At 74.1% G+C, this 22,442-nt stretch carries 16 protein-coding genes and 3 tRNA genes; 11 read left to right on the top strand and 8 right to left on the bottom strand.

The genetic code is table 11. From position 1 onward, the window contains the following. The first annotated feature begins 182 nt into the window (after window positions 1-182). Window positions 183-1,169 (top strand): LacI family DNA-binding transcriptional regulator, encoded by a 987-nt coding sequence (locus ACFVNO_RS17855; protein WP_378893825.1) that lies wholly within the window; start codon window positions 183-185, stop codon window positions 1,167-1,169. On the opposite strand, the gene ACFVNO_RS17850 is transcribed toward ACFVNO_RS17855, so the two are convergent. Together ACFVNO_RS17850 and ACFVNO_RS17845 are read right to left on the bottom strand one after the other, a co-directional pair. Beyond that, window positions 1,160-2,734, bottom strand: a complete 1,575-nt coding sequence (locus tag ACFVNO_RS17850) for a substrate-binding domain-containing protein (RefSeq protein WP_378893822.1) — start codon at window positions 2,732-2,734, stop codon at window positions 1,160-1,162. The genes ACFVNO_RS17855 and ACFVNO_RS17850 overlap by 10 nt on opposite strands. Continuing rightward, complete coding sequence (locus ACFVNO_RS17845; protein WP_378893819.1) at window positions 2,731-3,909, bottom strand: hypothetical protein; 1,179 nt, start codon at window positions 3,907-3,909, stop codon at window positions 2,731-2,733. The genes ACFVNO_RS17850 and ACFVNO_RS17845 overlap by 4 nt, the downstream gene beginning before the upstream one ends. Before the next feature lie 162 nt (window positions 3,910-4,071). Here ACFVNO_RS17845 and dnaG point away from each other — a divergent pair, with 162 nt between their 5' ends. The 4 genes from dnaG to ACFVNO_RS17825 all read left to right on the top strand — a co-directional run bounded on the left by dnaG (window position 4,072) and on the right by ACFVNO_RS17825 (window position 11,605). Continuing rightward, window positions 4,072-5,961, top strand: coding sequence for a DNA primase (dnaG, locus tag ACFVNO_RS17840; RefSeq protein ID WP_378893816.1), 1,890 nt, complete (start codon window positions 4,072-4,074; stop codon window positions 5,959-5,961). Window positions 5,962-6,065: 104 nt separating this feature from the next. Continuing rightward, window positions 6,066-7,142, top strand: a complete 1,077-nt coding sequence (rpoD, locus tag ACFVNO_RS17835) for an RNA polymerase sigma factor RpoD (protein ID WP_220565278.1) — start codon at window positions 6,066-6,068, stop codon at window positions 7,140-7,142. Between the two features lie 166 nt (window positions 7,143-7,308). Then, window positions 7,309-8,634 (top strand): glycoside hydrolase family 18 protein, encoded by a 1,326-nt coding sequence (locus ACFVNO_RS17830; protein WP_378893813.1) that lies wholly within the window; start codon window positions 7,309-7,311, stop codon window positions 8,632-8,634. A gap of 49 nt (window positions 8,635-8,683) precedes the next feature. Beyond that, window positions 8,684-11,605, top strand: a complete 2,922-nt coding sequence (locus tag ACFVNO_RS17825; RefSeq protein WP_378893810.1) for an FAD-binding and (Fe-S)-binding domain-containing protein — start codon at window positions 8,684-8,686, stop codon at window positions 11,603-11,605. Between the two features lie 126 nt (window positions 11,606-11,731). Here ACFVNO_RS17825 and ACFVNO_RS17820 read toward each other — a convergent pair whose 3' ends face one another. After that, on the bottom strand, window positions 11,732-12,229 hold the full coding sequence (locus ACFVNO_RS17820) for a hypothetical protein (RefSeq protein WP_378893807.1): 498 nt from the start codon (window positions 12,227-12,229) through the stop codon (window positions 11,732-11,734). Further along, a complete protein-coding gene (locus ACFVNO_RS17815) occupies window positions 12,230-12,568 on the bottom strand; it encodes a hypothetical protein (protein WP_220562597.1) in 339 nt (112 codons plus the stop codon). Between the two features lie 161 nt (window positions 12,569-12,729). On the opposite strand from ACFVNO_RS17815, the gene ACFVNO_RS17810 reads away from it, so the two are divergent. Both ACFVNO_RS17810 and ACFVNO_RS17805 read left to right on the top strand, forming a co-directional pair. Then, window positions 12,730-12,802 (top strand) — tRNA-Asn (locus ACFVNO_RS17810). Window positions 12,803-12,861: 59 nt separating this feature from the next. After that, window positions 12,862-12,937: transfer RNA gene (locus ACFVNO_RS17805), tRNA-Asn, on the top strand. A gap of 121 nt (window positions 12,938-13,058) precedes the next feature. Here the strand turns inward: ACFVNO_RS17805 and ACFVNO_RS17800 are convergent. Then, window positions 13,059-13,931: an SAM-dependent methyltransferase gene (locus ACFVNO_RS17800; RefSeq protein ID WP_355259914.1), complete on the bottom strand. Its 873-nt coding sequence runs from the start codon at window positions 13,929-13,931 to the stop codon at window positions 13,059-13,061. A 512-nt stretch (window positions 13,932-14,443) separates the two neighbouring features. On the opposite strand from ACFVNO_RS17800, the gene ACFVNO_RS17795 reads away from it, so the two are divergent. Next, a complete protein-coding gene (locus tag ACFVNO_RS17795; protein ID WP_355259917.1) occupies window positions 14,444-15,148 on the top strand; it encodes a dihydrofolate reductase family protein in 705 nt (234 codons plus the stop codon). Beyond that, window positions 15,145-15,615, top strand: coding sequence for a deaminase (locus ACFVNO_RS17790; RefSeq protein WP_355259920.1), 471 nt, complete (start codon window positions 15,145-15,147; stop codon window positions 15,613-15,615). Before ACFVNO_RS17795 ends, ACFVNO_RS17790 begins: the two co-directional genes overlap by 4 nt. A gap of 42 nt (window positions 15,616-15,657) precedes the next feature. On the opposite strand, the gene ACFVNO_RS17785 is transcribed toward ACFVNO_RS17790, so the two are convergent. Together ACFVNO_RS17785 and ACFVNO_RS17780 are read right to left on the bottom strand one after the other, a co-directional pair. After that, window positions 15,658-18,162 (bottom strand): DEAD/DEAH box helicase, encoded by a 2,505-nt coding sequence (locus ACFVNO_RS17785; RefSeq protein ID WP_378893802.1) that lies wholly within the window; start codon window positions 18,160-18,162, stop codon window positions 15,658-15,660. 148 nt (window positions 18,163-18,310) lie between these two features. After that, window positions 18,311-19,300, bottom strand: a complete 990-nt coding sequence (locus tag ACFVNO_RS17780; RefSeq protein WP_355259926.1) for a malate dehydrogenase — start codon at window positions 19,298-19,300, stop codon at window positions 18,311-18,313. Between the two features lie 259 nt (window positions 19,301-19,559). On the opposite strand from ACFVNO_RS17780, the gene ACFVNO_RS17775 reads away from it, so the two are divergent. Then, window positions 19,560-19,633, top strand: a tRNA-Ile gene (locus tag ACFVNO_RS17775). Between the two features lie 168 nt (window positions 19,634-19,801). Then, entirely contained in the window at window positions 19,802-21,808 is a 2,007-nt protein-coding gene (locus tag ACFVNO_RS17770; protein WP_378893799.1) for a GDSL-type esterase/lipase family protein, read from the top strand. Here the strand turns inward: ACFVNO_RS17770 and ACFVNO_RS17765 are convergent. Beyond that, window positions 21,777-22,397, bottom strand: a complete 621-nt coding sequence (locus ACFVNO_RS17765; protein ID WP_355259929.1) for a TetR/AcrR family transcriptional regulator — start codon at window positions 22,395-22,397, stop codon at window positions 21,777-21,779. The genes ACFVNO_RS17770 and ACFVNO_RS17765 overlap by 32 nt on opposite strands. Window positions 22,398-22,442: the final 45 nt, after the last annotated feature.

The raw sequence follows: 22,442 nt of genomic DNA, 5'->3' as shown, positions 1-22,442 counted from the left end.
GGCCCGGCCGCAGGCCCCCTTGACGCGCCCGCCGGGAGCCGCGCACACTGCTCTGCACGAACAGGTCGCGGCCGCCCGCGCCCCGCGCGCCCCCGCGGGCGCACCCGGCGCCGGACGCCCCGACGAAGCGGCGACCGGAGAGGGCGCACCCCCCATTGCCCGCACGGAGCGGCACCCCCGGCATGATCGACGTCGCGCGCCTGGCCGGCGTCTCGCACCAGACCGTCTCACGCGTGGTCAACGGGCACCCCGGCGTGCGCCCCGAGACCGCCGAACGGGTCCGCGCCGCCATCGCCCGCCTGGGCTACCGGCCCAACGCCACCGCCCGCGCCCTGGTCACCCGGCGCAGCGGCCTCATCGGCGCCCTCCTCGCCCCCGGCCCCGACACCGACCTGCTGCTCGCCGGGATCGAGGCGGCCGTGCGCACCGCCGGACGCACCCTCCTCGTCACCGCGGTGCCCCCCGACGACCCCGCCGCCGCGGAACGGCTCCTGGACCGGGTCGTCGACGGGTGCCTGGCCGTCGCCCCGCCCCCGGCCCTGCTCGACCTCCTGGGCGCCCTCGCCGACCCGCCGCCCACCGTCGTCGTCGACGGCCCCGCCACCCCCCTGGGACCCGCCGTGGCCCCCGACCACCGCGGCGCCGCCCGCGCCCTCACCCGCCACCTGCTCGGCCTGGGCCACCGCACCGTGCACCACGTCGCCGGGATCCCCGGCTCCCACAGCGCCGCCGAACGCGAGGCGGGCTGGCGCGCAGCCCTGGCCGAGGCCGGTGCCGCCGTCCCCGTACCGGTCCCCGGCGGCACCGGGCCCGCCGCGGGCCGCGCCGCCGGACGCCTCATCACCGCCCGCCGGGCCTCGGGAGAAGACGTCACCGCCGTGCTGGCCGCCGACGACACCCTCGCCCTCGGAGTGCTGCGGGCCTTCGCCGACACCGGACCGGCGGTCCCCGGCCGCGTCCACGTCGCCGGGATCGGCGACCGCCCCGAGGCGGCCCACCTCGTCCCCTCCCTCACCACCGCCGACACCGCGGCCCGGACGGTCGGGGAGCGGGCCGCCCGCCTGCTGCTGGAACGGCTGGAGGGCCGCGGCGGCACCGCCGCCGGCGCTCCCGCCGCGCAGGTCCCCGCCGCGACCCTGCGCCCGCGGGCCAGCACCGGTCACTGGTAGCCGCGGATCTCCCGGAACACCTCTTCCAGGCTCTGCTCGCGCGCGTCGAACACCCGGCCCCCGGTCTGCTCGGCCAGGTCCGCCATCTCGTCCTCGCCCGCCTCGCCGAACAGCACCGTGAACACCGGCACCCGCGCCGCCTCCGGCGACAACTCCTCCAGCCCCCGGGCGAACGGCGTCGGCCCCATGCCCCAGTTGACCTCGCCGTCGGTCATCAGCACGATCGACGTCAGGTGGTCGTCCTCGGGGGCCTGCTCGACGAGCCCGTAGGCCGCCAGCACCGCGTCGTAGGTCGCGGTGTCGCCCAGCGCCTCCAGCCCCCCGATCGCGTCCGCCACCTCGCCCAGCGATTCATCCAGCCTGCCGGGCTCCACCACGAACGTCCGCGGCTCGTGCGGCTCGGTGGAGTAGGGCAGCAGCGTGATCTCCTCGCGCTCCTGGAACGCCTGCACCCGCTGCTCCAGCGACCCCCCGCCGGTCCCGGTCAGCGAGCCCAGCGCCTCCTTCAGCTCCTCCAGCCGGTCGCCCTTCATCGACCCCGACACGTCCAGCACGTAGACCGTGCGCGCCGGCCGGCGCAGATCGCTGAAGTAGTCCGCGACCAGCCCGTCCACCACCTCGCGGTGGGCGGGGAACGGCAGCTCCACCAGGGACGGCAGGTCCGCCCCGGACACACCGGACACCACCGGGCGGCGCAGTGTCCGCTCCGCGATGTCGGCCTGCACCTCCTCCGACAGCAGGTCCTCCACCAGCCGCCCGTACCCCTGCTCGGCCTCCTCGTCGGGACCGGCCAGCAGGGTCAGCGGGTAGTCGGCGGTGATGACCCCGTCGGCCGGGTAGACCAGGCGCAGGTCCGCGCCGTCCCGGTTCAGCGACAGCAGCACCGACTCGTAGTTGATGAGCGCGTCCACCGGCCGCTCGTCGTCGGCCCGCTCGGTGAACGCCTGCGCCAGCCAGCCCGACGAGCCCGCCGTCAGCTCCTGGCCCTTGAAGAACCCGGCCAGGTCCGGGCCCACGCGCTCCACGTCCTCGGCGGTCAGCGCGCTGCCGCTGTCGGCCAGCGCCGACGCCACCCCGATCAGCGCCGAGAAGCCCGAGTTCGAGGCGCCCGGGTTGGTCATCCCGTACGTGAACTCCGCGTCGCGCACCGCCCCGTTCACGTCGGACCAGGTCACCTCGGCCCCCTCGGACCACCCCAGGTCGTCGGCGCGCGGCTCCCGCACCCCCAGCACGACGGGGGAGAGCATGACCGGCGTCTCCTCGCGCACCCGGTCGCGGCCGCCGTCGTACAGGTGCAGGTACCGGTTGGAGGCGAACCACACCGCGTCGAACTCCTCGGCCTCGCCCGCGGCGACCCGGGCGAGCCCGTCCAGGGTCCCGGTGTACTCCATCGCCACCGTCACCCCCGTCCGCTCGGCGGCCTCCTCCAGCAGCGGCTCCATGTCGGCCAGCTCGCTGCCCGCCAGGATGCGCAGGGTCGCGTCCTCGCCGCCGGAACCGGACGCCGTGCAGCCGGAGGCCACTACCACCACCGCCAGGGCCGCGGCGGACACAGCGCGCCTCATTCGCCCTCCTCCCGGGCCGGACCCGCGGCCGGGCGCCGCTCCTCGGGAGCGGGCGGACCCATGCCGCTGTCCTCGTACGCGTCCTCGATCCCGCTCAGCAGAGCCTCCAGGGCCTCGTAGGTGGGGGTGTTGACCACGTCGTCGACCCGGGTGCGCACCGGCAGGCCGTGCTCGGCCACCAGGTCCGCGAACGCGTCGCCGCCCTCGGCGCGGAACCCGTGCCGGGTCGCCAGCGCCCGCAGCTCGGGGTCCTCGGCCAGCAGCGCGCCCACCTCGTCGCCCGCGTCGGTCAGCGGGACCAGGGCGTGCACCGAGAACACGGTGGGCTCGGGGTACATCAGCACCGCGTCCTCGGGTAGGGCGGGGCCGCTCACCATGGCGTGCACGTACTGCGCCTCGTAGGCCCACAGCAGCGGGGTGTGCCCCGGGCCCAGGTCCCGGAACTGCTCGAAGGGCTGCTGGGACGACTCCGGCGGCTGGCCCTGGGCCAGGAACAGGTCGGACAGGCGGGAGGTGATCTCCGGGTCCGGGCCGCCGGGCGGGACCACCTCCTCGCCGTTGAGCAGGTAGGAGATCACCGCGGCGTACATGCCCGCCGAGTTCGAGGTGCGCGGGTCGGTGGTGCGCACCAGCACCTCGTTGCGGTTCTCCGAGCCCACCGAGTCCCCGGGCAGGTCCCGCCAGCGGGTGTGCTCGCCGGTCAGCTCCAGGTAGGCGGCCACGTCGAAGGACCAGGTGCCGTCCTCCTCGGACCTGCGGGCGACCCCCGCCTCGCGTAGCGCCTCCGCGAGCGGCTCGTAGGAGAGCAGCACCATCGGCGTGCTGAACAGCCGGTGCTCGGTGGAGACGCCGTGCAGGCGGCGGATGTGGTCGGCGGCGGTGTCCGAGCCGGGGGAGACGAAGTCGGAGCCCTCGGTGTCCTGGGCCATCAGGCGCGAGCCGCGCGGGCGCACCCGCACCTCGTAGCCCAGCTCGGCCAGCCGGGCCACGACCTCCTCGTCGCGGAAGAAGTCGACCTTCTCGGACCCGACGACGCCCTCGACCACGGTGGCGCCGCCGGCGAACCGGTCGACCAGCACCGCCCCGATGGCGACGACCAGGGCCACCACGACCGCGCTCGCCGCCCCGAGCAGCAGCCGTGGGCGCCGGCCGGAGGGGAGGGGGATGGGGCTCACCGTGCGGTTCCTCCTGGTACGTGGAGAAAAGGGGGTGGCCCATCATGCCCGCCGCAGTCGTCCCCCGCCCCACGGCGAGGTGGACGCGGGGTGGCCTCCACGGGAAGCCCCGCCCGCGGACCGCCGACCGGACCGTCCCGGGTGAGAACTACCCTGGGAGGCGTGGCAGGCCGGATCAAAGACGAAGACATCGCCCTGGTGCGCGAGCGCACCCCCATCGCGGACGTGATCGGCGAGTACCTCCAGCTCCGCAACGCGGGTGGCGGCTCGCTGAAGGGCCTGTGCCCCTTCCACGACGAGAAGTCCCCCTCCTTCAACGTCACCCCCTCGAAAAATTTGTACTACTGCTTCGGTTGCGGGGAGGGCGGGGACGCGATCTCGTTCGTGCAGAAGATCGAGGGGCTGGCCTTCGCGGAGGCGGTCGAGTCGCTGGCCCGGCAGATCGGCGTGACGCTGCGGTACGAGGAGAGCGGGGGGCGCTCGACGCGGCGGGACGAGGGCAAGCGGCAGCGGCTGCTGGACGCGCACCGGGCCGCGGCGGAGTTCTACGCCGAGCAGCTGCTCTCGCCCGGGGCGGTGGAGGCCCGCCGCTTCCTGAGCGAGCGCGGGTTCAACCGGGCGCACGCCGAGCACTTCGGGCTCGGGTACGCGCCCGCCGGGTGGGAGAACCTCACCTCGCACCTGCGCCGCAAGGGGTTCACCGACGCCGAGCTGATCTCCGGGGGGCTGGCCGCCCAGGGGCGGCGCGGCGCCTACGACCGGTTCCGCAACCGGCTGCTGTGGCCGGTGAGGGAGGTGACCGGCGAGGTGGTCGGGTTCGGCGCCCGCAAGCTCGACCCCGCCGAGGACGGGCCCAAGTACCTCAACTCCCCCGAGAGCCCCGTCTTCCACAAGAGCCGCCTGCTGTACGGCCTGGACCTGGCCAAGCGGGACATCTCCGCGCGCAACCAGGCCGTCATCGTCGAGGGCTACACCGACGTCATGGCCTGCCACCTGGCCGGGGTGACCACCGCCGTGGCCACCTGCGGCACCGCGTTCGGCGAGGACCACCTGAAGATCCTGCGCCGGATGCTGCTGGGCCGCAGCAACCAGGGCGGGAAGGTCGTGTTCACCTTTGACGGCGACGCCGCCGGGCAGAAGGCCGCGGTGCGCGCCTTCGCCGAGGAGCACGGGTTCGCCTCCGAGACGTTCGTGGCCGTCCAGCCCGACGGCCTGGACCCCTGCGACCTGCGCCTGCACCACGGCGACCAGGCGGTGGTCGACCTGGTCGACCACCCGCTGCCGCTGTACGAGTTCATGATCCGCAAGGTCATCGAGGAGTACGACCTCTCCGCCCCCGAGGGGCGCATCGCCGCCCTGGACGCCGCCGCCCCCGTGGTGGCGAGCATCCGCGACCACGGGGTGCGCCGGTTCTACGGCAAGAACCTGGACCGCTGGCTGGGTACCCTGGACGAGGCCTTCGTGCTCAACCGGGTCAACCAGCACATCCGCCGGGCCACGGCCCGGGGCGCCCGGTCCGCGCCCGCCCCCGCCGCGGGCCCGGTGCCCACCCCCGACGCCCGGGAGGCGCCCTACGACCTGGGCGACCCGTCCCTGCAGCGGGAGCGCCTGGCGCTGAAGGTGGCCGTGCAGTTCCCCGGCCTGGCCGCCGGGTTCGACTCCTTCACCGCCGAGGACTTCACCGTCCCCCAGCACCGGGCGGTGCTGGCGCTCATCGCCGGGCAGGGCGGGGTGGCCGCGGCGGGGGATCCCGCGTCCTGGGCGGCGCGGCTGCGCGAGGCGGCCCCCACCGAGGCGCAGCGCGATTTCGTGACCCGTTTGGCGGTGGAACAACTCGAGTTGTACGGAGAACTCGACGAGCATTCCGCCCGGCAAATTCTGGGCACAGTCAGGACTCATTCCATCAATCGCCGCGAGTCAAACCTCCAGTCGGAGTTGTCGCGTCTGGGCGGCTCCGGGGACGCCGAGGAACAGCAGCGGCTACTGACCGAGCTCATGGCCCTCCAACAGCACAAACGCGCCCTTCAGGAGGAGCTCGCCGGGGGCATGTAGCACGAAGGTGACAATAATGCTCCTCCCGTCGGCGGCGGGCGGACGTGCACAATGGTGTGGTGGCTCCCACGGTTGTGACCAATGAAATTCCGCCCATTCGTCAGGTGGTGCGGCTGCTCCCCGACGCGGGCCGGGGAACGGTCAGCCGCGGCGAGGTCGCGTCGGTCCTGGAACGCCTGGACGCGCCCCCCGACTCTCTGGACGAAGCGGTCGCCCTGCTGGCCCGGGCCGGGGTGGAGGTGTCCGACGGCGAGGAGACGCCCCTCGTCCCCGACCCGGGAAGGCGCTCGGGGTCGGATCTGGTACGGCTCTACCTGCGCGAGATCGGCCGGGTCCCGCTGCTGTCCGCCGAGGAGGAGGTGGAGCTGGCCAAGGCGGTCGAGGCCGGCCTGTACGCGCAACGGTGCGAACCGGTCGAAGGAGTGCGCACGGGGGACGAACTCGACGCGATCATAGAAGCGGGCAAAAAGGCCAAGCGAGCACTCATAGAGGCAAATCTCCGGCTGGTGGTGTCGATCGCCAAACGTTATATGGGGCGGGGCCTGCTTTTCCTCGACCTCATCCAGGAGGGCAACCTCGGGCTGATTCGCGCGGTGGAGAAGTTCGATTACACCAAAGGCTTCAAATTCTCCACCTACGCCACCTGGTGGATTCGCCAGGCGATCACCCGCGCGATCGCCGACCAGGCGCGCACGATCCGTATTCCGGTGCACATGGTCGAGACCATCAACAAACTCGTCCGGGTGCAGCACCAGCTGCACCAGCAGCTGGGCCGCGAGCCCAATATCCAGGAGATCTCCCACGCCGCCGGGTTCGGCGGCGAGAGGGTCCTGGAGATCCAGCGGATCGCCCGCGAGCCCGTCTCCCTCCAGGCGCCGATCGGCGACGAGGAGGCCGACTTCGGCGACTTCATCGAGGACTCCGACGCCGTCGTCCCGGTGGAGGCCGCCGCCTTCACGCTGCTCCAGCAGCACCTGACCGAGATCCTGGCCGGGCTGTCCGACCGCGAACAGCGCATCCTGCGCCTGCGCTTCGGCATGGCCGACGGCCACCCGCACACGCTGGAGGAGGTCGGCCGCGAGTTCGGGGTGACCCGCGAGCGGATCCGCCAGATCGAGGCCAAGACCCTGGCCAAGCTCCGCCACCCCTCCCGGGCCGGCACCCTGCGGGACTTCCTGTAGCGCGCCCTCCGGGCCCCGCCGTGTCCCCTCCGGCGCCCCGCCGGGCGCCTGGGCCTACAACGGCCGGGGGCGGGGAGGGGTTCCCGCGGGCGGCCGCGCGGCCTGATGTGGCCGATGCGGGCCGAACCGGCGGGTTTCGTGACCCGGTGCCCCTACGGTCGGAAGGGTGAAAGCCACACCGCCACGGAGCCACCGGCGCCGGAACGCCCACCCGGGCCGGCGGCGCCTGCTCGCCCTGGGCGCGGCCCTCGCGGCCGCGCTCCTGATCACGGGGGTCTTCGTCATCGCCAACGGCAACCGGCCCCTGCGCATCGGCTACTTCGCGGACTGGAACGTGGCCAACCGCGACTTCACCATCGGGAACCTGGCCGACAGCGGGGCCCCCGCCCGCCTGGACCGCCTCATGTGGGCCTTCGGCGACATCTCCGAGGACGGCCTGTGCCACATCCCCGGCGGCCACGAGCAGTCCTGGGAGCTGTACCAGCGCCGCTACTCCGCGCGCGAGAGCGTGAGCGGCGAGGCCGACGAGTACGAGCAGGAACTGGCCGGGAGCCTGTACCAGCTGCGCCTGCTCCAGGGCGAGTACCCCGACCTGCGGGCCAGCCTGTCCCTGGGCGGCTGGAACTGGTCGCGGCACTTCTCCACCGCCGCCCGCACCGAGGAGTCCCGCCGGGCGTTCGTGTCCTCCTGCGTGGACCTGTGGCTGCGCGGGAACCTGCCGGTGCGCGGGGGCGAGCCCCAGGGCGGGGTGGGGGCGGCCGCGGGGATCTTCGACGGCATCGACCTGGACTGGGAGTGGCCGGGCGGCGCCGGCAACCCGCACAACGTCGAGGACCCCGGCGACGCCGCCAACTTCACGCTGCTGGTCGCCGAGTTCCGCCGCCAGCTCGACGCCCTGTCGGAGGAGACCGGCCGCGAGTACACCCTGTCGGCGTCGCTGTCGGGCGCCCCGGACCAGGCCGGGGCCTACGACCCGGCGATCTTCGACCACCTGGACTTCGCCACCGTGCAGGGCTACGACTTCTCCGGCCCCTGGAGCGAGGTCACCGCCTACCACTCCAACCTCTACCCGCCCGCGGCGGACCCCGACGCCAACAGCGCCGACGCCGCGGTGACCCGGTTCGTCGACCTGGGGGCGCCGCCGGAGAAGCTGGTGCTGGGCATCCCCGCCTTCGGCCGCGGCTGGCAGGGCGTGGAGGGCTCCGGCGACGGGCTGGGCCTCCCGGCCCGGCCGGCCGACGACGCCTACGACGGCCCGACCATGGCGTTCTCCGAGCTGGAGGAGCTGGAGGGGGAGCGGTACCTGGACGAGGAGGCGGGCGCCTTCGCGGTGCGGGCGGGCGACCAGTGGTGGGCCTACGACGACCCGGCCGTCATCGCGATCAAGGGGGACTACGTGCTGGGCCGCGGTCTGGGCGGCCTCATGGTGTGGAACCTGGACATGGACCCGACCGGCGACCTCGTGCGCGCCATGGACGAGGCCCTGCGCTGAGCGCGCGGCGCGGTTGCGCCCCGTGCGGTCGGGGGGCCACCCTGGCGCCATGGCCGACCCGCAGCAGACCCCGCAGCCCGCCCCGTCCGCCGACACCGAGTCCCTGCGCCGGGACCTGGAGGAGGCCGTCCGGGGGACCGTCGCCTTCGACCCCGGCACCCGCGCCCTGTACACCTCCGACGCCTCCAACTACCGGGTGGTCCCGCTGGGGGTGGTGCTGCCCGCCACGGTCGAGGACTGCGCGGCGGCCGTCCGGGTCTGCGCCGCCCACGGCGTGCCCGTCACGCCGCGCGGCGGCGGCACCTCCATCGCGGGCAACGCCATCGGCCCGGGCGTGGTCGTCGACACCTCACGCCACCTCACCGCCATCGAGGACATCGACCCGGTCGCCCGCACGGCCACCGTCCAGCCGGGGGTGGTCCTGGACGAGCTGCGGGCGGCCACCGCCGGGTACGGCCTGACCTTCGCCCCCGACCCCGCCACGCACAGCCGCTGCACCATCGGAGGGATGGTCGGCAACAACTCCTGCGGCTCCCACTCCGTGGCCTGGGGCACCACGGCCGACAACATCGTCTCCCTGGAGGTGCTGCTCCCCGACGGCACCCGGATGACCGTCGGCTCCCGGCACGGCGCCGGGGAGTTCGCGGAGCTGGCCCGCCGCCCCGGCCGGGAGGGCGAGGTGTACCGGGGGCTGGCCCGCCTCGCCGAGGAGCACCGGGCCGAACTGCGCACAGCCATGCCCGCGTTCCGGCGCCGGGTCTCGGGCTACTCGCTGGACCGGCTGCTGCCGGAGAAGGGGCGCAACGTCGCCGCCGCCCTGGTCGGCACCGAGGGCACCTGCGTCTTCGTGCTGCGCGCCACCGTCCGGCTGGTGGAGGCGCCCCGGGCCCGGGCGCTGGCCGTGCTGGGCTACCCCGACGCCCCGGCCGCCGCCGACGCCGTCCCCGACCTGCTCGGGCACGCCCCGCTCACCGTCGAGGGCATCAACCGCCGGATGGTCGACGTCCTGGACGGGCGGCCCGGCACGACCCGGGTGGCCCTGCCCGAGGGCGGCGCCTGGCTGCTGGTGGAGATCGCGGGGGCCGACCCCGAGGACGCCGGGCGGGCCGCCCGGGACATGCTCGCCGCGCTGCCCGCCGCCGCCCGCCCGGCCGACTCCCTCGTGGTGTCCGACCCGGCCCACCGGCGCGCCCTGTGGCGGATCCGGGAGGAGGGGGCCGGGCTCACCCAGCGCACGCCCGCCGGGGAGGACGCCTGGTCGGGCTGGGAGGACGCGGCCGTGCCCCCGGAGAACCTGGCCGGGTACCTGCGCGACTTCGACGCCCTCATGGAGCGGCACGGCCGGTACGGGGTGGTCTACGGGCACTTCGGCGACGGCTGCCTGCACGTGCGCATCGACTTCGAGCTCACCACGGAGGCGGGCCGCACCGCCTATCGGGGGTTCCTGGAGGAGGCCGCCGACCTGGTCGTGGCGCACGGCGGCTCGCTGTCGGGGGAGCACGGCGACGGCCGGGCCCGCTCGGGCCTGCTCGCCCGCATGTACCCGCCGGGGCTGCTGCGGGCCTTCGCCGACTTCAAGCGGCTCTTCGACCCCGCCGGGGTGATGAACCCCGGGGTGATCGTCGACCCGGCCCCGGTGGACGCCGACGTCCGGCTGGCGGCGCGCCCGCTGCCCCTGCTCGACGAGGCGACGCTGGCCTACCGGGACGACCGCGGCGACCCGGCGCGGGCGCTGCGGCGCTGCTCGGGGGTGGGCAAGTGCCGCAGGCACGACGGCCCGGGGGTCATGTGCCCCAGCTACCAGGTCACCCGGGAGGAACGGCACTCCACCCGTGGCCGGGCCCACCTGCTGTTCGAGATGGCGGTGGGGGAGGTGGTCACCGACGGCTGGGCCTCCGAGGAGGTGCGCGAGAGCCTGGACCTGTGCCTGTCCTGCAAGGGCTGCCTGAGCGACTGCCCGGTCAACGTGGACATGGCCGCCTACAAGGCGGAGTTCCTGGACCGCCACTACCGGGGGCGGGTGCGCCCGGCGGCGCACTACTCGATGGGGTGGCTGCCGGTCTGGGCCCGGCTGGCGGCGCTGGCCCCGGCCGAGCTGGACCGGGCGCTGCGGCTGCCGGGGGTCTCCCGGCTGGCCAAGCGGCTGGCGGGGGTGGCGGCCGAACGCGACCTGCCGGGGTTCGCGCGCACCACGTTCACCCGCGCGTTCCGGCGCCGCGCCGCCCGCGGGCAAGCGCGCACCGGCGGGCTGCGCGTGGTGCTGTGGCCCGACACCTTCGGCGAGCACATGGACCCGCGGATCCCGGCGGCGGCGGTCCGGGTGCTGGAGGACGCCGGGTTCACCGTGGTCCTGCCGCGGGGGCCGGTGTGCTGCGGGCTGACCTGGGTGTCCACCGGCCAGCTCGGCACGGCCCGCGCCGTGATGCGCCGCGCCCTGCGCGCGCTGGGGCCGCTGGTGGAGGAGGGGCTGCCGGTGGTGGGGCTCGAACCCAGCTGCACCGCGGCGCTGCGCCACGACCTGGTGGAGCTGGTGCCCGGCCCGGAGAGCGAACGGGTGGCCGCGGCGGTGCACACCCTGGCCGGCTTCCTCGCCGAGCACGCCCCGGACTGGCGCCCGCCGCGGATCCCGGCGGCCGCCCTGGCGCAGGTGCACTGCCACCAGCACGCGGTGCTGGGCTTCGACGCCGACCGCGAGCTGATCGCCCGGGCGGGCGTGGACGGGGAGGTGCTGGACGCGGGCTGCTGCGGGCTGGCGGGGGACTTCGGGTTCACCGAGGGCCACTACGAGGTCTCGGCCGCCATCGGCGAGCGCGAACTGCTGCCCCGCGTGCGCGCGGCCGGCGCCGACACCCTCGTCCTCGCCGACGGCTACAGCTGCCGCACCCAGATCCTCCAGGGCGCCGGGCGCCGCCCGCTGCACCTGGCCGAACTCCTCGCCCGCGGCCTGGACGCGCGCGGGGACCGGCCCTAGACGGTGTTCTGGGGACCTCCGCTGCGCTTCGGCCCGTCCGTCGCCCGCCACCGCCCCCGACGGACGGCCTGCGGCCGCAGCCCGGCCACCTCGCCCGGCGGGACAGGGGCGTCCGATGAGCGGGTCCTAGACGCCCATCTGGTCGTGCAGGAGGTCCAGGGCGCGGGAGACCGCGTCCGGCAGGCGGGGGTCCTTCTCGTCCAGGCCCTCGCCCAGGTGGATGCGCCAGGAGGCGTCGCTGCCGCCGGGGCTGCGCCGGGCCACCAGGCGGAAGCCCGTGGTGGAGTCGGGGCGGGGGAAGGGGACGAACCGGTTCACCAGGATGGTGGCGGTGACCCGCTCGGAGACCGCCTCGGCCAGCGACCGGTAGTCCACCGCGTCGCGCAGGGCGACGGTGTGCTCGCCGCTGCCCTCCTCGACGAAGGAGAACTCCTCGCGCGACCAGCGGGCCCGGTCGATGTCCTCCCACGGCACGGTGCGGCCGTCGGGCAGGTGCAGGGCGCGGGTGGTGGCCGCCAGCACCGCGTCGCCCCCGGCGGAGACGGGAGCGTGCGCGAGCACGCGCTCGCCCCGCTCCAGCCGGGAGCGCACGGCGGCCGGGACGCCCCAGCCCAGCAGGCCCATCTAGTGCTCCGCGGAGCCGTTGTGCCCGTTGGCGCCGTTGCGCCTCGGGGGCTCCCCGTTGACGGTCTCCCACTCGATGAGGTCGATCTCCTCCTCGGTGGGCCGGGCGAGGAAGTCGCGTACCGAGGTGATCGGCATCTTGGCGACGGTCTTGTCGTACACGGTGCGGCCCGCACTGCTCACCTGGGCGCCGACCAGTCCGGCGACCTCCTGGACGACGGGGCTGTCGGCCGCCTTGCGGGCGGTGCGGACGATCTGTTCGTAACGGGCCCTGCCGGCCTTGGCGCCCAGGACGTAGCCGATGGCGAGTCCGGCGACGAAAGTGATCCGGTAGCGCATGGGTACCCTCTTCAGGCCTCGGAGACGGTCGTGGTGTTCCGTGTCTCGCACGTTACCCTGTCGTGGTGGCGCCCACACGGGCCGACACCGGTCACGAGCACTCCGGAAGGGCGCTAGTCTATTGGTGTCGCCACGGCCCGCAGGGCCCCTGGTGAACGCGATCCCGCGTAGCTCAATTGGCAGAGCAGCCGGCTGTTAACCGGCAGGTTATTGGTTCGAGTCCAATCGCGGGAGCAGGGGAAAACCGTTGGCGCCTCCCTCGGCGGGGGCGCTAGGCTGTTCCCGACACGCGATCCCGCGTAGCTCAATTGGCAGAGCAGCCGGCTGTTAACCGGCAGGTTATTGGTTCGAGTCCAATCGCGGGAGCCATGGCGAAGGGCCCCTCTCGGGTGAGAGGGGCCCTTTCGCGTGTGTCGGACGGCGTGACGGCGCTGTCGTGGTGGCGGCCGTCGGAGAGGTGCCGGCCGAGCCGCGGGTGCGGCCCGGCGGCTCAGACGCGGGCGGCGGCGCCGTAGAGCAGGCGGCGGTTGCGCTGGGGCATCTGGTAGCTGCCCGGGACGGGCGGGGCCACCGGCAGGGTCCGCCAGCGCTGCACCTCCAGCAGGCCGGGGCTGAGGATCTCCCAGCCGTCGAGCAGGCCGAGGATCTCCTCGCGCGTGCGCCAGTAGCCGGAGTTGAGGTGGCGGCGGAAGACGTTCTGGAGCTGCTCGGCCCGGTTGGCGTCCTTGGGGAAGACCGCCGCGTCCGGCCGGTGGTAGTGGCTGAACACCAGGTGGCTGCCGGCGGGCAGCAGCCCGCGCAGGGCGGCCATGTGCACGGCCGGGGTGTCGACGTCGGCCACGTGCGAGAGGGCGCCCGCCATGAGCACGCCCACCGGGCGGTCCAGGTCGATGAGGTCGCGCAGGACGGGGTCGGCGAACAGGTCGGCCGGGCGGGTGGGGCCCCCCTCCACGGCGGCGGCGCGGTCCTCGCGGACCAGTGCCCGGTGGTGGGCCAGCACCATGAGGTCGTCGGTGGCGTACACGACCCGGGCCCGCGGGAGGATCTCGTGCGGGTCCCCGGGGGCGGGCAGTCCGGCGCCGAACTGCACGAACTGGTCGATCCCCGCCTCTTCGTGGAGGTGGCGCGCCGCGCGCTGGAGGAACGCCCGCTCGCCCAGGACCAGGTCCTGGAAGCCCGGGGCGACCTGCTCGGCGGCGACCGCGAGGTCGCGGTCCACCTCGAAGTGGTCCTTGCCCTTGAGGTGGAAGGAGTGCAACCGGGCCAGGCTCGGCCGGGTCAGGTCGACGGCGGGTGGGGGATTGGCGTGCTCCTGACGGGTCCCCGCCTGCCTCAGGAAATCGGGGGAGGTGAATCGCGACATCGCCGTCCTCTTGTCTGAGGTGGGGAAGTGTGGCCGACAGGAGGATTCTATTCATCGTTGGCTCGGTTGTTAACCGAGTCGGGGACACCGGTCGTAAAAAACAGCGGGACGTACGCCCTTGTCGTGGCCTCCGGGGCAGGTTGCGGCCACCTTGGGGTTAGTGGCACTTATATGACCGATGTCCAATTATGCGAGGAATCGGGTTCCGTGCTCGCGGAGCGCGAGAAGCCTTGCCACGAAGCATCTTCCGGTTCCGAGTGGAGTCCGGTGGGGCTGAAGTGACGCATGTGGCGCCCCTGGGGCGGGTGCCCCCGTGGACCACCGCGGCCCCTCCGAACACGAATATCGGTCGTTGTCCCATATCCCGGCCGACGCGGAGAGAAATTCGAGAGCGCGCCCACGGCCTGCGACAATCGGTTTCGGCCGCCGAAATGGCACAAGGTCCCGAGCGCCGATGAATACCGCGCGACGGCCGGGCGCACCCGCCGCGCGGACGCCGCTAGCCTGGGCCCATGGACCGTCCCCACACCATCCTCAGCTGCGCCGTGTCCGTCGACGGGCGCATCGACGACACCGGTCCCGAGCGGCTGCGCCTGTCCAACGAGGCCGACTTCGCCGAGGTCGACGAACTGCGCGCGCAGTGCGACGCGATCCTCGTCGGCGCCGGCACCCTGCGCAACGACGACCCCCGGCTGCTGGTCCGCTCCGAGCGGCTGCGCGCCCGCCGCCGGGAGCAAGGGCTGACCGAGAACCTGCTCAAGGCCGTCGTCACCCGCACCGGGGACCTCGACCCCGGCGCGCGGCTCTTCACCACGGGGGACGCCGGAGCGGTCGTCTACACCGGCGGCGACGGGGTCGGGCGCGCCCGGGACCGGTTCGCGGACCGCCCCGGCGGCCTGCCCCCGGTCGACGTGGTGGACGCCGGGGACCCGCCCACCGTGGAGGCGATCCAGGCCGACCTGGCGGCCCGCGGCGTGCGGCGGCTGCTGGTGGAGGGCGGCGGCCGCATCCATACCCTGTTCCTCACCTCCGGGCTGGTCGACGAGCTGAGGCTGGCCGTCGCCCCGTTCTTCGTGGGTGAGGCCGACGCCCCGTCCTTCGTCCACCCGGGGGCCTTCACGGCCACCCCGGCCGCGCCGATGCGCCTGGTGGAGGCCCGTGCGGTCGGCGACATCGCGGTCCTGCGCTACCGCCTCGACGCGGAGGGCGCCGCGTGAGCGCCGGGCCCGCGCCCGCCGCGGGCGACGCGGACGCCCACTGGCTGCGCCGCACCGTCGACCTGTCCCGGCTGTGCCCGCCCTCGGACACCGCGTTCTCCGTCGGCTGCGTGGTCGTGGCCGCCGACGGCACGGTGCTCGGCGAGGGCTACTCGCGCCGCGACGACCCCCACGACCACGCCGAGGAGGCGGCCCTGCGCGACGTCGGGCCGGACGACCCCCGTCTGGCCGGGGCCACCCTGTACTCGTCGCTGGAGCCGTGCAGCTCCCGCTCCTCGCGCCCGCTGCCGTGCGCGTCGCTCATCCTCACCACACCGGTCCCGCGGGTGGTCTTCGCCTGGCGCGAGCCGGCGGTGTTCGTCGACTGCGTGGGCGCCGAGCGCCTGCGCGCCGCCGGCCGCACGGTGCTGGAGCGCTCCGACCTCGCGGACGGGGTCCGCGAGGTCAACGCCCACCTGCTCGGCTGAGCCGGCCCGCGCGGCTCGTCCGGCGCGCGCGGGCCCTGCGGATCAGAGCCGGTTCACGTCCGCGATGTGGACGACGGCGCGCCCCTCGGCGTCGGAGGACGCCAGGTCCACCTCGGCGGAGATGCCCCAGTCGTGGTCCCCGGCGGGGTCGGCGAGGATCTGCCGCACCCGCCACAGCCCGTCCTCCTCCTCGATGAGGAGCATCTTGGGGCCGCGGGCGTCGGGGCCGGTGCCGATGGAGTCGTGCTCGTCGTAGTACTCCTCCAGGGCCTCCTGCCAGGCCTGGGCGTCCCATTCGCCCGCGTCCTCCAGGGCGCCCAGCTCCTGGTAGCGGCGGCGGGCGGCCAGCTCCACCCGGCGGAACAGCTCGTTGCGGACCAGCACCCGGAAGGCGCGCGGGTTGGCGGTGACCGGGCGCACCCGCTCCTCGGGCACCTGCTCCTGCGGCGCCTCCTGCTGCGGGTTGGTCAGCTGCTCCCACTCGTCCAGGAGGCTGGAGTCCACCTGCCGCACCAGCTCGCCCAGCCACGCGATGATGTCGTGCAGCTCCTCGGTCTTGGCGTCGTCGGGCACCGTCTGGTCCAGGGCCTTGTAGGCGCCCGCCAGGTACCGCAGCACCAGGCCCTCCGAGCGCGCCAGCTCGTAGTGGCCCACGTACTCGGTGAAGGTCATCGCCCGCTCGTACATGTCGCGGGCCACGCTCTTGGGCCGCAGCGGGTGGTCGCCCACCCACGGGTGGCCGCGCCGGTAGGTGTCGTAGGCGTGGGAGAGCAGCTCCTCCAGCGGCTTGGGGTAGTCGACGTCCTCCAGGAGCTCCATGCGCTCCTCGTACTCGACGCCGTCCTCCTTCATCCGCTGCACGGCCTCGCCGCGCGCCTTGTTGAGCTGGGCGCCCAGGATCTGCCGGGGGTCGTCCAGGGTGGACTCCACCACGCTCAGCACGTCCAGGGCGTAGGACGGCGACTCGCGGTCCAGCAGCTCCAGCGCCGCCAGCGCGAACGTGGACAGCGGCTGGTTGAGCGCGAAGTCGGACTGGAGGTCCACGGTGAGCCGGGCGGTGCGGCCCTGCCCGTCCGGCTCGGGCAGGGTCTCCACGATTCCGCCGTCCAGCAGCGACCGGTAGATGGCGATCGCCTCGTGGATGTGCCTGCGCTGGGCCTTGCGGTCGTCGTGGTTCTCGGTCAGCAGGTGCTTCATGGCGGTGAAGCAGTTGCCGGGGCGGGCGATGACGCTCAGCAGCATCGCGTTGCTCACCCGGAACCGGGAGGTCAGCGGCTCGGGCTCGGCCTCGATGAGCTTCTCGAACGTGGCCTTGTCCCACGACACGAAGCCCTCGGGCGCCTTCTTGCGCACCACTTTGCGCCGCTTCTTGGGGTCCTCCCCGGCCTTGGCCAGGGCCTTCTCGTTCTCGATGACGTGCTCGGGCGCCAGCGCCACCACGTTGCCGACGGTGTCGAACCCGGCGCGGCCCGCCCGCCCGGCGATCTGGTGGAACTCCCGGGCCCGCAGCCGCCGCACCCGCACCCCGTCGTACTTGCTCAGGGCGGTGAACATCACGGTGCGGATGGGCACGTTGACGCCCACCCCCAGGGTGTCGGTGCCGCAGATGACCTTGAGCAGCCCGCGCTGGGCCAGCCGCTCGACCAGCCGCCGGTACTTGGGCAGCATCCCGGCGTGGTGGACGCCGATGCCGTGGCGCACGTACCGGGACAGGTTGCGGCCGAACCGGGTGGTGAAGCGGAAGTCGCCGATCTCCGCGGCGATCTGCGCCTTCTCCTCCTTGGTGCACATGTTGATGCTGGTGAGCGACTGCGCCCGCTCGATCGCCTGCGCCTGGGTGAAGTGGACGATGTAGACGGGGGCGTCGCCGCCCTGGAGCAGCTCCTCCAGGGTCTCGTGCAGCGGGGTGACCCGGTAGTCGTAGTAGAGGGGGACGGGGCGCTCGGCGGACGTGACCACCGCGGTGGACCGCCCGGTGCGCTTCTCCAGGTCCTCCTCGAACCGGGTGACGTCGCCCAGGGTCGCCGACATCAGCAGGAACTGCGCCTGCGGCATCTCCAGCAGCGGCACCTGCCAGGCCCAGCCGCGGTCGGGCTCGGCGTAGAAGTGGAACTCGTCCATGACGACCGTGTTGATGTCGGCGTCCGCGCCCTCGGCCAGGGCGATCTGGGCGAGCACCTCGGCGGTGCAGCACACGATGGGGGCGTCGGCGTTGACACTGGCGTCGCCGGTCATCATCCCGACGTTCTCGGTGCCGAAGATCTTGCACAGGTCGAAGAACTTCTCCGACACCAGGGCCTTGATGGGCGCGGTGTAGAACGCGCACTCGTCCCGGGCCAGCGCGGCGAACAGGGCGCCGGTCGCGACCATGCTCTTGCCGGAGCCGGTCGGGGTGTTGAGGATGACGTTCGAGCCGGAGACGACCTCGATGAGCGCCTCCTCCTGGTGCGGGTAGAGGGTGAGGCCCCGCTCCTCGGCCCAGGCGGCGAACGCCTCGTAGAGGGAGTCGGGTTCGGGTTCGGCCGGAAGCGCATCAATGAGACTCACGGTCTCTATACTGCCCGGTCCCGTCCACTGCCCGCTCCAGCGCTGGTAGGGGGCCGGACACGGCGACGGCGGGCGCGCCCCGGGGCGCGCCCGCCGTGCGGCGGTCGGGGTCTCACGGGGCCGGCCGGCCCCCGGGACCCGCCGGTCCTCAGACCAGGCCGAGCTTCTTGACGGTGTCGCGCTCCTCGACGAGCTCCTGGACGGAGGCGTCGATGCGGCCGCGGGAGAACTCGTCGATCTCCAGGCCCTGCACGATCTCCCACCGGCCACCGCGCGAGACGACGGGGAAGGAGGAGATGAGGCCCTCGGGCACGCCGTAGGAGCCGTCGGACGGGATGGCGGCGGAGGTCCAGTCGCCCTCGGGGGTGCCGTTGACCCAGTCGTAGACGTGGTCGATGGCGGCGTTGGCGGCCGAGGCGGCCGAGGAGGCGCCCCGGGCGTCGATGATCGCTGCGCCGCGCTTGGCGACGGTCGGGATGAAGTCGTCCTCGAGCCACTTCTGGTCGTTGACGGCCTCGGCGGCGTTGGTGCCGTTCACCTCGGCGCGGAACAGGTCCGGGTACTGGGTCGCGGAGTGGTTGCCCCAGATCGTCAGCTTCTTGATGTCGTTGATCGACACGTCGAGCTTCTTGGCGAGCTGGGTGAGCGCGCGGTTGTGGTCCAGGCGGGTCATCGCGGTGAAGCGCTCGGCCGGGACGTCCGGGGCGTGGCTCTGGGCGATGAGGGCGTTGGTGTTGGCGGGGTTGCCGACCACCAGGACGCGGATGTCGTCGGCGGCGCCGGCGTTGATGGCCTCGCCCTGGGGCTTGAAGATGCCGCCGTTGGCCTCCAGGAGGTCGCCGCGCTCCATGCCCGGGCCGCGGGGGCGGGCGCCCACGAGCAGGGCGATGTTGGCGCCCGCGAAGGCCTGGCGCGGGTCGTCGAAGATGTCGATCCCCTGCAGCAGCGGGAAGGCGCAGTCGTCGAGCTCCATCGCGGTGCCCTCGGCGGCCTTGACGGCCTGGGGGATCTCCAGCAGACGCAGCTTCACCGGGGTGTCGGCGCCGAGCAGCTGGCCGGAGGCGATCCGGAACAGCAGGGCGTAGCCGATCTGACCGGCGGCGCCGGTGACGGTGACGTTGACGGGTGCTTTGGACATGGCGTGAACTCTCCTGACGACGATGTGCGACCCGCGATGTTACCAACGGGTACGAAGCGGCGCCGGTACCGGGCGCCGGGGTCGCCGGGCGCGCGCCGCACCACACCACACTAGACCGCACCGCGCCGCCCACCGCGACCCAGGTGCGCCCAACGCGCCCCGGCGGCGGCCCGGGGCCCGCCATCCCTTGCGCGGCAGTGCATTCACGACTCGGAAACGTCGGACACACCCTGTTAGGATGACGTGCGTCGACGACGGCGGGCCGGTAGCTCAGCTGGTTAGAGCAGGGGACTCATAATCCCTGGGTCGCGGGTTCGAGTCCTGCCCGGCCTACCCCGTTCCGCCCGCGGGAGCGCGTGCGGGCCCTTCCCGCCCCTGAACCCGGCGGCGGCCCCCCTCTCCGTCCCGGTGGTGGCCCACGTCTCACCAACCATCCCGAACCCGGCGCCGTCGGACGGATCGTTAGCAGGGGTGTGTCCGGCGGACCGTGAGGGGTGTGGTGTGGACGAGCGGCGACGAGGGCGCGGAGCGCACCGCGGGTCCCGGCGGAGCGGGCCCGGCACCTGGAACAGGGGCCTGCTGCGCGCGTCCGCCGCCGTCCTGGTGGGCGCCGCCCTGGTGACCGTCCTGCACGCCACCGTCTCCCGGGACGTGGACGCCCGGCCCACCGAACCCGCCCCGCAGGCGCCGGCCGCGCCCCCGGGCCGCCCGTTCAGCAGCCTCCTCGACCGCGTCGGCGTCTCCCGGGACGGCTCGACGGCCGACGTCGACCTCGACGGCGCGGGCAACAGCCTCTCCGCCCAGGCCCTGGCCCTGGCCGGATGGACGCCCGGGCGGGAGATCACCCTGCTGGGCACCACCCTGGAGGTCCCCGACTACGCGCCCGGGCGCCCGGACCACCTGGTCGCCGACGGGCAGGAGGTACGCCTGTACGGCCGCCACGAGTCGCTGACGTTCCTGGTCACGGCCACCGGCGCGGGCGGCGCCCCGGTCGGCGGCAGCGGCCGGATCGTCTACACCGACGGCACCGAGCAGCCCTTCGCCCTCACCTCCCCGGACTGGGTCAGCGGCCCGGCCGGCGACGCCGCCCTGGTCCTGCCCTACGCCAACACCGACGACGCCGGCGCGGACGCCGACGACACCGGTGTCACGGACGGCGCGGACACGGTGCTGGGCTCGGTGCGCCTGTACGCGCGCTCGGTGCCCGCCGACCCCGGGAGGGAGGTCTCCCACCTGGTGCTGCCCGAGACCGACCCGGGGGACCTGCACGTCTTCTCCATCGGGACCCGCGCGGCCGACCACGGGTGGACCGGGACCTGGGCCCGGGCCACCTCGGCCTACATGGAGGTGGGCCCCTGGCAGGACCAGACGGTCCGCCTGGCCGTGCGCAGCACCACGGGCGGCCACCGGGTCCGGATCCGCCTGGACAACACGTTCGCCGCCGAGCCGGTCACCATCGGCGCCGCCTCGGTGGCCCTGCGCGGGACCGGCGCCGCCACGCGCGGCGCGGCAGTCCCGCTCACCTTCGGCGGCCGCTCCGACGTCTCCATCCCGGCCGGGGGACAGGTCTACAGCGACCCCGTCGACCTGCTGCTGCCGCCGCAGACCGACGCCCTGGTCAGCCTCTACCTGCCCGACCCCGTGTACGCCGCGCCGCTGCACTACGCGGCGGGGGACACGAGCTACCTCGGGGAGCCGGGCGGCGGCGACCTCACCCTGGACACCACCGGCGCCCCGTTCACCGGCCGCCTCTACCAGTGGCCCTTCCTCACCGGCATCGAGGTCATGGACGCGCCCGGGGCGATCGTCGCGTTCGGCGACTCCATCACCGACGGCGCCCGCTCCACCCGGGACGCGCACAGGCGCTGGCCGGACGTGCTCAGCGCACGCCTGCACGCCCGCGCCGACCTGCCCCACCCGGGCGTCCTCAACCTGGGCATCACGGGCAACCACGTGGTGAGCGACGCCTACCCGGGCGAGGGGGTGTCGGTGAACGCCTCCGGGGTCTCCGGGCTCCACCGCGCGCCCCGCGACGTGTTCGGCCAGCACGGAGCGCAGGCGCTCGTCCTTTTCGCCGGGATCAACGACCTGCGCTGGGGCACCCCGCCCGAGCAGGTCATCGCGGGGCTGGAGGACCTGGCGGCCTCGGCCCGCGAGCGCGGGATGCGGGTGTTCGTGGCGACCCTGGGCCCGTGCGCGGGCGAGGCGCGCTGCACCGCGCAGGTGGAGGCCGCCCGCCAGACGGTCAACGCGCACCTGCGGTCGCGGGCCCAGGACCCCTCGTCGCCGTTCGACGGGGTGTGGGACTTCGACGCGGTGCTGCGCGACCCGCAGGACCCGACCCGGCTGCTGCCCGCCTACGACTCGGGCGACCACATCCACCCCGGGGACGCGGGCCTGCGCGCCCTGGCGGAGTCGATCGACCTCGACGCGCTGATGGGCCGCCCCCGCGCCGACGGCGGCTCCCCCGACGAGGTCAGCGCGGACAGCCCAGGTGGTGGTGGATGACCAGGTCCACGTAGACGGCCCCCAGGTCGGCCAGGCTGAGCCCGCCCTCGGGGCGGTACCAGTGCAGCAGGGAGTCGAAGGTGTCCAGCACCTCGTCGGCGGCCCGGCCCGGGTCGTCCACGTGGAAGGCGCCGGCCAGGACGCCGTCGACGATGATCCGGCGGATGTGCTCGCGGTAGGTGCGGTGGAGGGCGCCGATCTCCCGGTGGCGCTCCTGGTGGATGGCCCGCAGGGTCGGCAGGATCTCGTGGGCCAGCGCGGTGGCGGTCCGGTGCCGCCAGCCCGTCTCCACGTGCCGGACCACCAGCGCGGACATGCGCTCGACGGCGCCCGCGGCGGGGTCGTCGGCGGCCAGCTGGCGCTCCACCCGGTCCCGGGCCGCGCGCAGGACCACCGCGTAGGCCAGGTCGAAGCGGGTGGGGAAGAGACGACGCAGCGAGGCGGGGTCCGTCCCGGTCTCCGCCGAGATGCGGCGGGTCAGGTCGGACATGGGCAGGCCTCGGGAGCCGTGCTCGGCGAACAGCCTGGCGGCACAGTCCAGGACGGGGGCCGTCGCGCGGAGCGCGTGAGGGGAGATGTCGGCCGTCATGTGTCGGTGTCTCATCGCTCGGGGGCGCGCCGTCGAGGGGACGGC

The organism is Nocardiopsis sp. NPDC057823 (assembly GCF_042797335.1).
Classification (GTDB): domain Bacteria; phylum Actinomycetota; class Actinomycetes; order Streptosporangiales; family Streptosporangiaceae; genus Nocardiopsis; species Nocardiopsis changdeensis.
The sequence above is the reverse complement of the archived record's forward strand: the minus strand, read 5'-3'. Positions and strand labels throughout refer to the sequence as shown.

Excerpts from the sequence above, each read along its gene's own strand:
- ACFVNO_RS17800 (WP_355259914.1), bottom strand. The coding sequence starts at position 13,931 with ATGTCGCGATTCACCTCCCCCGATTTCCTGAGGCAGGCGGGGACCCGT.
- ACFVNO_RS17850 (WP_378893822.1), bottom strand. The coding sequence starts at position 2,734 with ATGAGGCGCGCTGTGTCCGCCGCGGCCCTGGCGGTGGTGGTAGTGGCC.
- ACFVNO_RS17795 (WP_355259917.1), top strand. The coding sequence starts at position 14,444 with ATGGACCGTCCCCACACCATCCTCAGCTGCGCCGTGTCCGTCGACGGG.
- ACFVNO_RS17855 (WP_378893825.1), top strand. The coding sequence starts at position 183 with ATGATCGACGTCGCGCGCCTGGCCGGCGTCTCGCACCAGACCGTCTCA.
- ACFVNO_RS17815 (WP_220562597.1), bottom strand. The coding sequence starts at position 12,568 with ATGCGCTACCGGATCACTTTCGTCGCCGGACTCGCCATCGGCTACGTC.
- ACFVNO_RS17780 (WP_355259926.1), bottom strand. The coding sequence starts at position 19,300 with ATGTCCAAAGCACCCGTCAACGTCACCGTCACCGGCGCCGCCGGTCAG.
- ACFVNO_RS17820 (WP_378893807.1), bottom strand. The coding sequence starts at position 12,229 with ATGGGCCTGCTGGGCTGGGGCGTCCCGGCCGCCGTGCGCTCCCGGCTG.
- ACFVNO_RS17765 (WP_355259929.1), bottom strand. The coding sequence starts at position 22,397 with ATGACGGCCGACATCTCCCCTCACGCGCTCCGCGCGACGGCCCCCGTC.
- ACFVNO_RS17825 (WP_378893810.1), top strand. The coding sequence starts at position 8,684 with ATGGCCGACCCGCAGCAGACCCCGCAGCCCGCCCCGTCCGCCGACACC.